Annotated in this window: 12 protein-coding genes and 4 tRNA genes; 8 read left to right on the forward strand and 8 right to left on the reverse strand. The window is 45.1% G+C overall.

The window, feature by feature from the left end:
* Positions 1 to 211: 211 nt before the first annotated feature.
* The 4 genes from CTT30_RS11610 (at position 212) to CTT30_RS11625 (ending at position 718) form a co-directional block, all read left to right on the forward strand.
* Positions 212 to 296, forward strand: a tRNA-Tyr gene (locus CTT30_RS11610).
* Positions 297 to 351: 55 nt separating this feature from the next.
* Positions 352 to 436 (forward strand) — tRNA-Tyr (locus CTT30_RS11615).
* 56 nt (positions 437 to 492) lie between these two features.
* Positions 493 to 577 (forward strand) — tRNA-Tyr (locus CTT30_RS11620).
* 56 nt (positions 578 to 633) lie between these two features.
* A tRNA-Tyr gene (locus CTT30_RS11625) sits at positions 634 to 718 on the forward strand.
* A 112-nt stretch (positions 719 to 830) separates the two neighbouring features.
* Here the strand turns inward: CTT30_RS11625 and treC are convergent.
* From treC to gmhB, 5 genes are all read right to left on the reverse strand, one after another.
* Positions 831 to 2,510 (reverse strand): alpha,alpha-phosphotrehalase, encoded by a 1,680-nt coding sequence (gene treC / locus CTT30_RS11630; RefSeq protein ID WP_252035221.1) that lies wholly within the window; start codon positions 2,508 to 2,510, stop codon positions 831 to 833.
* An 85-nt stretch (positions 2,511 to 2,595) separates the two neighbouring features.
* Positions 2,596 to 4,020 carry a PTS trehalose transporter subunit IIBC gene (gene treB / locus CTT30_RS11635; RefSeq protein WP_252035222.1) on the reverse strand — a complete coding sequence of 475 codons (1,425 nt, stop codon included), beginning with the start codon at positions 4,018 to 4,020 and terminating at the stop codon, positions 2,596 to 2,598.
* A gap of 193 nt (positions 4,021 to 4,213) precedes the next feature.
* Positions 4,214 to 5,161 carry a trehalose operon repressor TreR gene (gene treR / locus CTT30_RS11640; protein WP_064487924.1) on the reverse strand — a complete coding sequence of 316 codons (948 nt, stop codon included), beginning with the start codon at positions 5,159 to 5,161 and terminating at the stop codon, positions 4,214 to 4,216.
* Positions 5,162 to 5,209: 48 nt separating this feature from the next.
* On the reverse strand, positions 5,210 to 5,548 hold the full coding sequence (locus CTT30_RS11645; protein ID WP_370689717.1) for an MliC family protein: 339 nt from the start codon (positions 5,546 to 5,548) through the stop codon (positions 5,210 to 5,212).
* 58 nt (positions 5,549 to 5,606) lie between these two features.
* Complete coding sequence (gene gmhB, locus CTT30_RS11650; protein WP_252035223.1) at positions 5,607 to 6,158, reverse strand: D-glycero-beta-D-manno-heptose 1,7-bisphosphate 7-phosphatase; 552 nt, start codon at positions 6,156 to 6,158, stop codon at positions 5,607 to 5,609.
* Positions 6,159 to 6,382: 224 nt separating this feature from the next.
* On the opposite strand from gmhB, the gene metN reads away from it, so the two are divergent.
* The 3 genes from metN to metQ are packed head-to-tail and all read left to right on the forward strand — an operon-like array spanning position 6,383 to position 8,926.
* On the forward strand, positions 6,383 to 7,417 hold the full coding sequence (gene metN / locus CTT30_RS11655) for a methionine ABC transporter ATP-binding protein MetN (RefSeq protein ID WP_239875251.1): 1,035 nt from the start codon (positions 6,383 to 6,385) through the stop codon (positions 7,415 to 7,417).
* Positions 7,407 to 8,084 (forward strand): methionine ABC transporter permease, encoded by a 678-nt coding sequence (locus CTT30_RS11660; RefSeq protein WP_006957863.1) that lies wholly within the window; start codon positions 7,407 to 7,409, stop codon positions 8,082 to 8,084. Before metN ends, CTT30_RS11660 begins: the two co-directional genes overlap by 11 nt.
* Positions 8,085 to 8,116: 32 nt before the next feature.
* Positions 8,117 to 8,926, forward strand: coding sequence for a MetQ/NlpA family lipoprotein (metQ, locus tag CTT30_RS11665; protein ID WP_239864971.1), 810 nt, complete (start codon positions 8,117 to 8,119; stop codon positions 8,924 to 8,926).
* Positions 8,927 to 9,393: 467 nt separating this feature from the next.
* On the opposite strand, the gene CTT30_RS11670 is transcribed toward metQ, so the two are convergent.
* From CTT30_RS11670 to CTT30_RS11680, 3 genes are all read right to left on the reverse strand, one after another.
* A complete protein-coding gene (locus tag CTT30_RS11670; protein ID WP_239864972.1) occupies positions 9,394 to 10,980 on the reverse strand; it encodes an AbgT family transporter in 1,587 nt (528 codons plus the stop codon).
* 227 nt (positions 10,981 to 11,207) lie between these two features.
* The gene (gene ykgO, locus CTT30_RS11675) at positions 11,208 to 11,333 is read right to left on the reverse strand and encodes a type B 50S ribosomal protein L36 (protein WP_005380299.1); all 126 of its coding nucleotides are present in this window, start codon (positions 11,331 to 11,333) and stop codon (positions 11,208 to 11,210) included.
* Positions 11,334 to 11,594, reverse strand: a complete 261-nt coding sequence (locus tag CTT30_RS11680) for a type B 50S ribosomal protein L31 (RefSeq protein ID WP_239864973.1) — start codon at positions 11,592 to 11,594, stop codon at positions 11,334 to 11,336.
* 116 nt (positions 11,595 to 11,710) lie between these two features.
* Between CTT30_RS11680 and tsaA the strand changes: the two genes are divergently transcribed.
* Positions 11,711 to 12,406: a tRNA (N6-threonylcarbamoyladenosine(37)-N6)-methyltransferase TrmO gene (gene tsaA, locus CTT30_RS11685; protein WP_252035224.1), complete on the forward strand. Its 696-nt coding sequence runs from the start codon at positions 11,711 to 11,713 to the stop codon at positions 12,404 to 12,406.
* The last annotated feature ends 56 nt before the right edge of the window (positions 12,407 to 12,462 follow it).

Below are 12,462 nucleotides of genomic sequence, written 5' to 3' on the forward strand. Positions count from 1 at the left end.
CGTCAAGTAATGTAAAGAGAGAGCAATAAACTGTAAGTTTAGACTTTGATTACCTGAGCTTTTAGGTTACTTACTGGCATCTTTGCCCAAAAAGCCAGCATTCAATTCAAAATCATAAGAAAAGTCTTTACAGGTTTAGCGAGTTTGCTATGATGCGCTCCGCACTTGAGTAATGGGTTGGGAAATCATTTCTTAAGTATAAAAACACCCTGGAGGGGTTCCCGAGTGGCCAAAGGGATCAGACTGTAAATCTGCTGGCACTGCCTTCGATGGTTCGAATCCGTCCCCCTCCACCATATTAAATGCTTGATTGATGTGTTGGGAAAACGTCAGTTAAGGATAAAAAGCCCTGGAGGGGTTCCCGAGTGGCCAAAGGGATCAGACTGTAAATCTGCTGGCACTGCCTTCGATGGTTCGAATCCGTCCCCCTCCACCATATTGAACGCTTGATTGTTGTGTTGGGAAAACATCAATTAAGGATAAAAATACCCTGGAGGGGTTCCCGAGTGGCCAAAGGGATCAGACTGTAAATCTGCTGGCACTGCCTTCGATGGTTCGAATCCGTCCCCCTCCACCATATTAAACGCTTGATTGTTGTGTTGGGAAAACATCAATTAAGGATAAAAACACCCTGGAGGGGTTCCCGAGTGGCCAAAGGGATCAGACTGTAAATCTGCTGGCACTGCCTTCGATGGTTCGAATCCGTCCCCCTCCACCATATCAGCGAAAATCCAGCTCATTGAGCTGGATTTTTTCGTTTCTGCTTTCCAATTACGCATAAAAAATGCCCCGCACAAGCGAGGCAATGAAGAAAACACTATAGGGGGTGATTACTCTTCAATTAAAATAATGCGTGTCTCATAAGGACGTAGGGTCTGATCTCGAGAAACAGCTTCAGGTAAAACGTAGTTGCCTAATACATACTTAGCACAATCCACCTTGAAAGAGTCCGGCAGTGTACATTGCGCTTCCACGCCGTAATAGTTGTTGAGACAAATCAGCGTCTGTTTGGCGCTCTTACGTTGATAGCCAAAGATCTGCTCATGATTCGGATACAGATCTTGATAGTCCCCTGTCGTGATCACTTCAATCTCTTTGCGCAATTGAATTAACTTCTGATAGAAGTAAAAGACCGAATCACTGTCATCAACGGCTTTAGCTGCGTTCACTTGAGGATAATTTTCTGCCACCGCCAACCAAGGCTCTACCTGAGAGAAGCCAGCATACTGCTCGTCATTCCATTGCATTGGCGTCCGCGAGTTGTCACGGGATTTCTGAGCCAGAATATCGATCATCTCTTCGTTGCTCACACCTTGCTGGTTGACCATGATGTCATACATATTGGTGCTTTCCACATCACGGTATTGCTCTATCGAGGTATAGCCGGGGTTGGTCATCCCAATCTCTTCCCCTTGATAAATGTATGGTGTTCCTTGCATCATATGGACAGAGGCTCCCAACATCTTGGCAGACTCCACTCGATAGTTTTTATCATCACCTAAGCGGCTAACGACACGTGGTTGATCATGATTACACCAGAACAATGCTCCCCAACCTTTACCGTTCAATCCTGTTTGCCAGTGGTTAAAGATTTTCTTTAGCTGTAAAAAATCAAAGGGTGCTTTAGTCCACTTCTCACCATTTGGATAATCCACTTTGAGGTGATGGAAATTAAACACCATCGACAATTCTCTGTTATCCAGAGAGGAATACTGCTGGCAGTGTTCCAATGTGGTAGACGACATTTCGCCAACCGTAACGCTGCCATATTTTTGGAACACAGCTTCGCTAATTTCCTGCAAGTATTCATGTACACGAGGGCCATCTGTGTAAAAGCGACGACCATCACCGATATCATCATTCGGGAAGTCTTGCTGCTTAGAAATCAGGTTGATTACATCAAGGCGGAAACCATCCACGCCTTTCTCTGCCCAGAAGCTGATGACCTTTTTCACTTCCTCACGAACTGTCGGGTTCTCCCAATTGAGATCCGCCTGCTCTTTGGCAAAGAGGTGCAGAAAATACTGGCCTGTTTGCTCATCCATTTCCCATGCACTGCCACCAAACTTGGACTGCCAGTTGTTTGGAACGTCACCTTCTACCGGATCTTTCCAAATGTAGTAATCACGATATGGGCTGCTCTTATCCCCCAGCGCAGATTGGAACCAAGCGTGCTCGGTAGAAGTGTGGTTAACGACAATGTCCATGATGATGCGAATACCACGCTGGTGCGCTTCACTAAGCAGACATTCAAAATCGTCCATGCTGCCAAATTGAGGGTTAATGGCGTAGTAGTCTGAGATATCGTAACCATTATCAATCATCGGAGACTGATAGACTGGTGTCAGCCAAATAGCATCAATGCCGAGCAGTTTTAAGTAATCAAGCTTAGAAATGATGCCCTTGATATCTCCAGTTCCCTTACTGCCACTATCACAGAAGCTCTTCGGGTAAATCTGATATATCGAAGCCGTTTTCCACCAGTTCGCATCATTTGTGATTGTTGTCATTGCTAAACTCACTTACCAAAGAATAAAAAATCGAAAAAATAGCAGAAGCGATCGCCGAATTGCGATCGCTCCTTTTTGTTTGCGCTTAAGCGCTTGCAGGCTCTAGCTCGCCCTTCATTTGTGCACGCTTGTAGAAGAACAGGGTCAACACTGCTGGAAGTGCAATCGCCACCAGCATTGCAATCGCGTAGATGCCCCAGAATTGTGGTTGGATAGACAGAATACCCGGCAGGCCGCCCACCCCGATACCATTAGCCATCACACCGGCACTACCACAGATCGCTGCTGCAATAGCACTACCGATCATCGCACTCAGCATTGGGAATTTGTATTTAAGGTTAATACCGTACATCGCTGGCTCGGTGACACCTAGATAAGCAGAGATAGCCGCAGGTACTGAGATGTCGCGTTCACCGTGTTTCTTACTGATGATGATAATACCGACAACCGCTGATGCCTGAGCAATGTTAGACAGTGCAATCAAAGGCCAAATTGGAGTACCACCTAGGTCTTGCATCAACTGTAGATCGACAGCGTTGGTTGTATGGTGAATACCGGTAATCACCAAAGGTGCATACAGGAAGCCAAACACCATTGAGCCAATCACAGCGAAATCACCCGTCATTGCTGCTTTCGCGGCAAATGCCACACCATCACCCAATACGCGACCGAACGGGCCAATCAGAGAGTGCGCCAATACAACAGAGACGATGATCGAAACGAAAGGAACAACAACCAGATATAGGTAAGAAGGAACAATGCGCTTAAGGTTAGTTTCGATGAACGCCAACGCGATACCCGCTAACATGGCTGGAATTACCTGGGCCTGATAGCCCACCTTCTCGATAGCAAATAAGCCAAAGTCCCACACTTCTGGCACTTGCTTACCAATCAGGTACGCATTCATCAGTTGAGGAGAGACTAAAGTGACACCAAGCGTAATGCCGAGGATCGGTGTACCACCGAGTTTCTTCACTGTTGACCAACACACACCAACAGGTAAGAAGAAGAAAATGGCTTCACCAATTAGCCATAGGAAGCTGTGAACCGTCGCCCAGAATTGGCTGATTTCCGTCAATGATTGACCATCAAACATCTTGATGTCGCCAATCACGTTGCGGAAGCCCAAGATCAAACCACCTGTAATGATGGCTGGCAACAGTGGTACAAAGATTTCAGCAAGATGGGAGATACCACGTTCCAAAATGTTCATATTCTGACGTGCAGCCTGTTTGGATTCATCTTTCGACGCTTCAGACTTACCCGACAGTTCAATCAGAACTTTATACACTTCATCAACTTCAGTACCGACAACAACTTGAAACTGACCTGCGTTGGTAAAACAGCCTTTCACTAGTGGCAAAGCTTCTAGCGCTTTACTATCGGCTTTATCGGTGTCATTTAACACAAAACGTAGACGTGTCAGACAGTGGCTTACACTGGCGATGTTATCGCGACCGCCAACCAGTTCTATCAGACGCTCAACCTCTTGTTTCGCAATCTTACTCATATCCTTGTCCACCCTAAATTGGTTTCTCGTTCAGATCAGAACTCTCTGATCAAAAGGTTAGTTATAATTAGCTTGGGAACATTCCCATTTGTGCTTATTATATTGTCAAATCTATCGAAATAGATAAATGGGAACAATCCCATTAATTGAATGAGATCACAGTATAATTTTAAACCATAAAGAAAAGAAAGGTTTAACTCAGGATTGGTTCCTGAGTGAGGTGCACTAGTTCAGACTCTCCATTAAGCTGAGAAATCAATAGCTTGGCAGCTCTTTCTCCAGCCTGAGCATAACCTGGGTCAATACTGAATACTCTCGGAAATAGAAAAGACAACAGCTCATTCCCACCGACACCAGTCACCATTACGTCTTCCCTATCCAACTCCTGAAGACGCTTAATTACACCAAGTGCCAAAGTATCACTGGCGCACACAATCGCCTGTGTGGTTTGATTCAACACTTTATCCACCAGTTGATAAGCACTTTCGTGATGAAGGTGACCTGTTTGGTAGTTAGGGGATAATCGCTGCTCTGAACACCAATCTAAGTATGCATTGAGACGAATCTGCCCAGTAGTCCGGTCTGAAGGGTCAACACCAATAAAAGCAATCTCACTCACCGATTGGCGCTGAAGGTGTTCCAATGCACAACGAATAACGCCTGTATTATCGTAGTTGATCGATGAGGTGGCGTCGGTATCCATGGCAATTACCAGTGAACGATGTTGCCAACTAGACAGACGTTCAATATCGAAATCGCTAAAGCCAAACACAATCACGCCATCAACATTACGTCTGCGCAGGACATCGAGATGCTCATTGGTCATCTTGCGGTCAAATTGGCTTTCCATGATCACCGCGTCATAGCCGTTACTGTAGAGAACTTGCAGCATACTGCTGACGGCTTTGTTTTCCGATGGTGAATCAAGACGCGAAATGATAACCCCAACCACTTTCTGACTGCCTCCACGCATCGCTTGCGCCGACTTAGAAGGCACATAGCCAGACTCTTCAATCACACGCTCAACTTTGGCACGAGTTTCCGGTTTGACTTTAGGGTCATTGGTTAACACACGGGAAACCGTAGACTTACCAACGCCAGACAATTTCGCAATATCAAGAATGGTCAGTTTTTTATTCATAATGCAGTGGTTTCAGTCAATTTAAGCTGGATTAATAGAGAGTTAGCGCTATTGGGTTTTACAGTTTTTGTAAACAACTCTGCCTAACTCTAACCGCGCATCATCACCTTTGGTGTGTAAAGTTACCGGATTAAGAATCGGCTTTGTTCCATTATCTAGGATGTATTTTGCACCAGAACCAGATGGGACCTGAGTGAGGCGGTAGTCATGTTTAGGCAAACGTAAAAGCGCCGCTTGCTCTTCAATCAGATAGGCGACCTCAAACTGCTTGTTTGATTCACACTGGTAGGTCACGAATTGATGCGTGTCATCTGCTTCGCGCTCAATCGCTAAATGGCTGCAACCAAATAGTGTCGTTCCAGCCAGAAACGCTAACAAGGCATTCATTTTCATCCATACTCTCCAATAGAAAAAGGCCGCCTCAAGCGACCTCTTTTCTCGGCTTTTACTTAGTTAAGTAGGCTGGCACATCTTTGATACTATCAAGCACAGCCGTTGCCAGCGCTTCACCTTTTTCAGTTACAGGCTTGCCAGTACGTACTAAAATACGCGTACCCACTTCAGCGGCTTCTGCGGCCATCATATCCTCAGCCTTGTCGCCGACCATAACAGAATTCGCCATATCGATTTTGAGAAAGTCACGAGCAGAAATGAACATGCCAGGCTTAGGTTTGCGGCAATTGCAATCTTCTTTGTACTTACCCTGACCATGTTCCGCATGGTGTGGACAATAGTAGAAGCCATCAAATTCAACACCATGATCAACAAAGTTCCAATCCATCCACTGCGTTAGTGAAAGGAAACGATCTTCACTGAATTTACCACGAGCAATCCCTGACTGGTTGGTCACCAATACAAGCATATAGCCCATATCTTTGAGCTTTTTCGTCGCTTCAAACACGCCATCAATAAATTCAAAGTCGTGCTCGTCATGAACATAGCCGTGGTCGACGTTGATTACGCCATCACGATCCAAAAAGACTGCTGGTTTCGCCAAAATTTGCTTCTCTGTCTACTATTTATTACCGGAATTATTGCACGCTTTATTTCTTTCATCACTATCTAATTACTAATCTGTTTGATTGAAATGAACGTTTAGACGTCTAGCCGTAAAAATATCTATTGACACAATTAATGCAAAACCATAGCATCCTCTACTAAATGAGAGGTAGTTCAAAATTATCTACTTTTTCCCAAAGCAGTCTGATAGCGGATTTCTCGATGATAGAAATTAATCAAGTAAACAAAGTATTTCTTCAAGGAAGCAAAGAAATACATGCTCTGAAGGACATCAACCTTCATATCCCTCAGGGGACGATATTCGGTGTAATTGGCTCATCCGGAGCAGGGAAAAGTACGCTAATTCGATGTGTCAATATGTTGGAAGCACCGACATCTGGCTCGATCATTGTTGACGGCATTGATCTTACCAAGCAGTCCAAATCTGAACTGAGTGAAACACGCCGTAACATCGGCATGATCTTCCAGCATTTTAACCTGCTATCGTCACGTACTGTATTCGATAATGTTGCTCTACCGCTAGAACTCGCAGGCAAAGATAAGACTCAAATCAATGAGAAAGTCACCGAGCTGCTCAAACTGGTAGGCCTTTCTGATAAACACGAAAGCTACCCTTCTAACCTGAGTGGTGGTCAAAAGCAGCGTGTGGCTATCGCACGTGCTCTAGCTTCCGATCCAAAAGTATTGCTGTGTGACGAGGCAACCAGCGCTTTGGATCCTGCGACAACACAATCGATTCTCGAACTGCTCAAAGAGATTAACCGTAAACTGAATATCACTATGCTGCTCATCACCCACGAAATGGACGTGGTAAAGAGTATCTGTCATGAAGTGGCAATTATTGGTGGCGGGGAGCTGGTTGAGAAAGGCACGGTAGGTGAAATCTTTGCTCACCCGAAAACAGAACTGGCACATGAGTTCATCCGTTCTACGCTTGATCTATCTATCCCTGATGATTATCAGGCACGCCTGCAAGAGACCCGCGTTGAAGGCAGTTACCCATTAGTTCGACTTGAGTTTACTGGTGCAACTGTAGACGCGCCACTCGTCAGTCAGATCGCGCGTAAATTTAATATTGATGTCAGCATTCTAAGCTCTGATCTTGATTACGCCGGTGGCGTTAAATTCGGCATGATGGTCGCAGAGCTATTTGGTAACGAGCAAGATGACAACGCGGCAATCGAATTCCTCCGTGAACACAATGTAAAAGTAGAGGTACTGGGTTATGTCCTTTAACACAATTTCTGAGTGGCTGAGCCTTAACAGTAACCTTTTAATCGGTGCGACTTGGGAAACCATCTACATGGTCGCAGTGGCAGGTATTGTTGGCTTTGCTGTTGGTATTCCACTGGGCGTTATTCTTCATACAACGAAGAAAGGTGGCCTACTTGAGAACACCAAGCTTAATAGCATTCTCGGCGCTGTCGTCAACGTTGGCCGCTCAGTGCCATTCCTAGTATTAATGGTTGCCATCATTCCAGTCACTAAAATTCTGGTCGGCACTTTTATTGGTACTACAGCAGCGATCGTACCCTTGACGATCGGCGCCATCCCGTTTGTTGCTCGCCTTATTGAAGGTGCCTTGTTGGAAGTACCAACAGGCTTGGTGGAAGCGGCTCAATCGATGGGCGCTACTCCGATGCAAATCATCAACAAGGTTCTGCTTCCTGAAGCAATGCCAACCATAGTCAACTCAGTCACCATCACGTTGGTCACTTTAGTCAGCTATTCAGCCATGGCCGGAACGGTTGGTGGTGGCGGCTTAGGTGATGTCGCCATTCGTTACGGCTTCCATCGCTATGATGTAGTTATCATGGCAGTAACCGTGGTAATGCTTATCGTTTTGGTACAAATCATTCAGTCTATCGGCGATGCCATCGTGCGCCGCGTCGATCACAGATAATCTATTTACAGAGTCAGAATAAGGAGAAAGTCATGAAATTTGGATTAAAAGGTCTACTCACCATCGCAGCAGCTGCATCAGCACTTGTCCTATCAGGTTGTGGTGAAAAGCAAGCAGATACCAGCAAAATTAAAGTTGGTGTTATGGCAGGTGCTGAAGCTCAGGTAGCAGAAGTCGCAGCTAAAGTTGCCAAAGAAAAATATGGTCTGGATGTAGAGCTAGTCACTTTCACAGATTACGTAACGCCAAACGCAGCTCTGGATGATGGCTCTATCGACATCAACGCGTTCCAGCACAAACCATACCTAGATCAGCAAGTGACAGACCGTGGTTACAAGCTAACGATTGCGGGTAATACGTTTGTTTACCCTATCGCGGGTTACTCTAAGCAAGTGAAGTCAGTTGATGAAATTCAAGATGGTGCACGTATCGCTGTGCCAAACGATCCAACTAACTTAGGTCGTTCTCTACTGCTTCTTGAGCAACAAGGCCTGCTTAAACTACGTGACGGCGTTGGCCTACTGGCAACTGTGCGTGATATCGCAGAGAACCCAAAAAACATCACCATTGTTGAGCTAGATGCTGCCCAGCTTCCGCGCTCTCTTGACGATGTGGCTCTGTCTATTATCAACACCACTTACGCAAGCTCAATTGACCTGACACCACAAAAAGATGGTGTATTTGTTGAAGACAAAGAGTCTCCATACGTAAACCTGATTGTTGCGCGTGAAGATAACGCACAAGCAGAAAACGTCACAAACTTCGTCAAAGCTTACCAAACTGAAGAAGTGTACAATGCAGCCTCTGACATCTTCAAAGGTGGCGTAGTAAAAGGCTGGTAATCACTTACTTGCTGAATTAAACAAGGGCTGGCGTTATTGCGTCAGCCCTTTTCTTTCCTCTTCTTGATTCTTCGCCCCTCGAAACTGCTCATCCATATAGGGTCCGATAACTCCAACATAGCCAGAGGCCTGAGTATAGGACGCGAACGGTTCTACATTCTGAAACCCTAGCACCTGTTGATTCTCGGATACGGCAACATTGAAGACACCTCGCTCAGGAAACTGGCGTATAAAAGCCTGCTCTTCGGCCAGTAAAAACCAAGTATCAATAAGCTTAATGATTGGATTTATGCACTACGAACGCCATCAGTGTCCTCGATTTTTACTCCTCTAATTGTCACCTCCATGGGTTATCTCTTAACCGTACTCACTAAATATCGTGAATTTTACAATCACATCTCTACTCACAATACCAAAAACAAAAAAAACCGGAGCACTTGGCTCCGGTTTTGTCGTTCGGTAATACGTTATGGTGTGTAGTACGTCGCTGCACCAGGACCGACTGGCAAGCCAAATACGAATACCCATAGGTAGAACAGCACACTCCAACCGACAATAAAGCAGATTGAGTAAGGCAGCATGGTCGCAATCAGCGTACCGATACCTAGGTTCTTCATGTAGCGTGTTGCTACAGCAAGGATCAGACCGAAGTAACTCATCATTGGGGTAATGATATTAGTCGTTGAATCACCGATACGGTAAGCCGCTTGAATCGTCTCAGGTGCGTAGCCCACAAGCATTAACATAGGGACGAAAATTGGCGCTGTAACGGCCCACTGTGCTGAGGCAGAACCGATCATCAAGTTGATAAAACCACACATCAAAATGAAGGCAAAGAACAGCATTGGACCAGTTAAGCCAATATCTTGTAAGAAGTTAGCCCCTGCAACTGCAAAGACTTGCCCAAAGTTAGTCCACTTAAAGAAAGCCACAAACTGAGCGGCAAAGAATACCAGTACAATGTACATGCCCATTGAAGACATTGACTTAGACATCGCATCGATCACGTCGCGATCGTTCTTCATTGTGCCAACAACTTTACCGTAAACTAAGCCCGGAATAGCGAAGAAGACAAAGATGAATGCAACGATACTTTTCAGGAATGGAGAACCTGCGACCGTACCTGCATCAGAACGAAGGATGCCATCAGCAGGAACAATTGTCCAAGCAAGCAAAGCTGAAACGGCTACAACGGCAAGGCCAGCCATCTTCAAGCCTTTCTTTTCAACGTCTGTTAGTTTGCCCATCGAATCGTTAGACAAGTCCTCTGACGCTTCTTCCTCGTTGTACTTACCCAGTTTAGGTTCAACGATTTTCTCTGTAACGAAGGCACCCATACCTGCGATAAAGAAAGTAGAAACGAACATGAAGTACCAGTTTACTTCAGGGCCCACAGTATAAGTTGGGTCGATCATTTGCGCTGCTGTTTCAGTAATACCTGAAAGCAGAGGATCAACGGTACCGATGAGTAGGTTTGCTGAATAGCCGCCCGAAACACCAGCAAATGCCGCGGCTAAGCCAGCAAGAGGGTGACGACCTAAAGAGTGGAACAACATCGCAGCCAGTGGGATAAGGACCACATAACCTAGCTCTGACGCTGTATTAGAAATGATACCAGCAAACACAACGGTCACAGTCACCATGCGCTTTGAAGCACCCATCACCAAACCACGCATTGCTGCTGATAGTAGGCCTGAGTACTCTGCAACCGCAACACCTAGTAGCGCAACGAGAACAGTACCCAGTGGAGCAAAGCCAACAAAGTTCTTAACCAGATTGGTAACAATTAATTCCAGTCCGTCCGCGTTTAATAAGCTAACAACCTGAATCATGCCATCCGCGGCACGGCCTGGTGCGCCCTCCGGACGAGGATCTGCCACCGCCACTTCAAAGTAACCAGCAATACCTGATGCGACTAAAATCGCAACACAGAAGATGGCAAAAAGTGTGATCGGGTGGGGTAACAAGTTCCCCAAATATTCGACTGTATCTAAGAAGCGCGTAAATATCGGCTTCTTAGGCGAGTTTTGTTTAATCGAAGCAGATGAACTCATCTGTTCCCTCCTTGTAGTTATTCCTGCGCGTCCTGTGACAAGGTGTCACAAAACTCGCGCAGGTTACTCGACAAAGAGGTCAATTAGAAATCGGAAATGTAATAAAGTGTTATCCAGATCATTATATTTAACGCTAAAAAAACAAAAAACCAGCAGTTTCATCCACATATATAACAATCATTAGAATTATAAATTACATTAATCCATTGATATTTTTTATGCCACTATCATTTTTGAACAGCTTTGAATCTGGGATTAGTTTTACATATGACGTACAAGCGCCCTCTTCTTTTTACAATCTGGCAATCAGGGTGACGGCTTTTGGCACTTTTAAGAGACTTTACGACTTTCACTTACTTATCTCCCTTTGAGAATTGCCCAAATCGACGCTTAAAGTTCGCAACGCGACCTTCTTGATGGATCACACGTTGTTTACCGGTATAAAAAGGATGCGATTTCGACGACACCTCAATAGTGAAATAGGGATATGTTTTGCCATCTTTCCACTCGATGGTGCGCTCAGTTTGTAGCGTTGAACCAATCAAAAAGTACTCATCGATACTAGTGTCATGGAAAACAACGGTTCTGTATTCAGGGTGAATATTAGGTTGCATAATTACCTCAATATTTAATTGTTATGTTATAACATTATAAATGATAATTATTATCAAGAAGTTTTGCTACCCTTTTTGTGATATTTTTCCTTCATTACGATCTGTAGAGAAAGCAAATGTATTCCCTAGAGCCCATTGGTTTCATTGAATCCCCTTATAAAGAGAAGTTCGCAGTCCCTCGTCAGCCTAGGTTAGTCACAAATGCTCGGGCCAGAGTGAAATTGGTCGGAGAAGCCAACTGTCCAGAAGCCGTCAGAGGACTTGAACAATTCTCGCACGCTTGGCTACTATTTTTGTTTGATCAAAACTTGGCAGCCGGATGGAAACCAACAGTAAGGCCCCCACGATTGGGTGGCAATGAACGAGTGGGCGTCTTCGCTTCTCGATCGACCTTTAGACCCAATGGCATTGGCATGTCTGCCGTAGAAATCAAAGCAGTGACTAAACAGGGTGAACAGATATATCTCGATCTTGGTAACGTAGACTTGGTTGATGGTACTCCCGTTGTCGATATTAAACCTTACATCCCTTACTCAGATTCAATTCCTGAAGCCACAGGGAGCTACGCAGAACAAGAGCCGGAAAAGTCACTGGTCACCTTTTCGATTTCAGCAATAGAGTTTCTTAATCAGCGTAAAGAGGCTGAGTATGAAAAAGCCATTATTGAGCAGGTACTGGCTCAAGATCCTCGCCCCGCTTACAAGAAAAACAGACAAGACAGCAAAGAATATGCGGTAAATCTGTTCGATTTGAATGTTAAGTTCGTTGCCAGTGATCACTTAATAACGGTTACAACGATTGAACACTTTTGACAAAGGCAATTGGCTGATATTATAAGCGGCTAACTATTTTTCCTTTGGGAAACTCT

This window comes from Vibrio coralliilyticus (genome assembly GCF_024449095.1).
Classification (GTDB): Bacteria; Pseudomonadota; Gammaproteobacteria; order Enterobacterales; family Vibrionaceae; genus Vibrio; species Vibrio coralliilyticus_A.

Bases quoted from the DNA above. Each gene is read 5' to 3' on its own strand.
- tsaA (WP_252035224.1), top strand. From the start codon at position 11,711: ATGTATTCCCTAGAGCCCATTGGTTTCATTGAATCCCCTTATAAAGAG.
- treB (WP_252035222.1), bottom strand. From the start codon at position 4,020: ATGAGTAAGATTGCGAAACAAGAGGTTGAGCGTCTGATAGAACTGGTT.
- treC (WP_252035221.1), bottom strand. From the start codon at position 2,510: ATGACAACAATCACAAATGATGCGAACTGGTGGAAAACGGCTTCGATA.
- metN (WP_239875251.1), top strand. From the start codon at position 6,383: ATGATAGAAATTAATCAAGTAAACAAAGTATTTCTTCAAGGAAGCAAA.
- treR (WP_064487924.1), bottom strand. From the start codon at position 5,161: ATGAATAAAAAACTGACCATTCTTGATATTGCGAAATTGTCTGGCGTT.
- CTT30_RS11660 (WP_006957863.1), top strand. From the start codon at position 7,407: ATGTCCTTTAACACAATTTCTGAGTGGCTGAGCCTTAACAGTAACCTT.
- CTT30_RS11680 (WP_239864973.1), bottom strand. From the start codon at position 11,594: ATGCAACCTAATATTCACCCTGAATACAGAACCGTTGTTTTCCATGAC.
- metQ (WP_239864971.1), top strand. From the start codon at position 8,117: ATGAAATTTGGATTAAAAGGTCTACTCACCATCGCAGCAGCTGCATCA.
- CTT30_RS11670 (WP_239864972.1), bottom strand. From the start codon at position 10,980: ATGAGTTCATCTGCTTCGATTAAACAAAACTCGCCTAAGAAGCCGATA.
- CTT30_RS11645 (WP_370689717.1), bottom strand. From the start codon at position 5,548: ATGAATGCCTTGTTAGCGTTTCTGGCTGGAACGACACTATTTGGTTGC.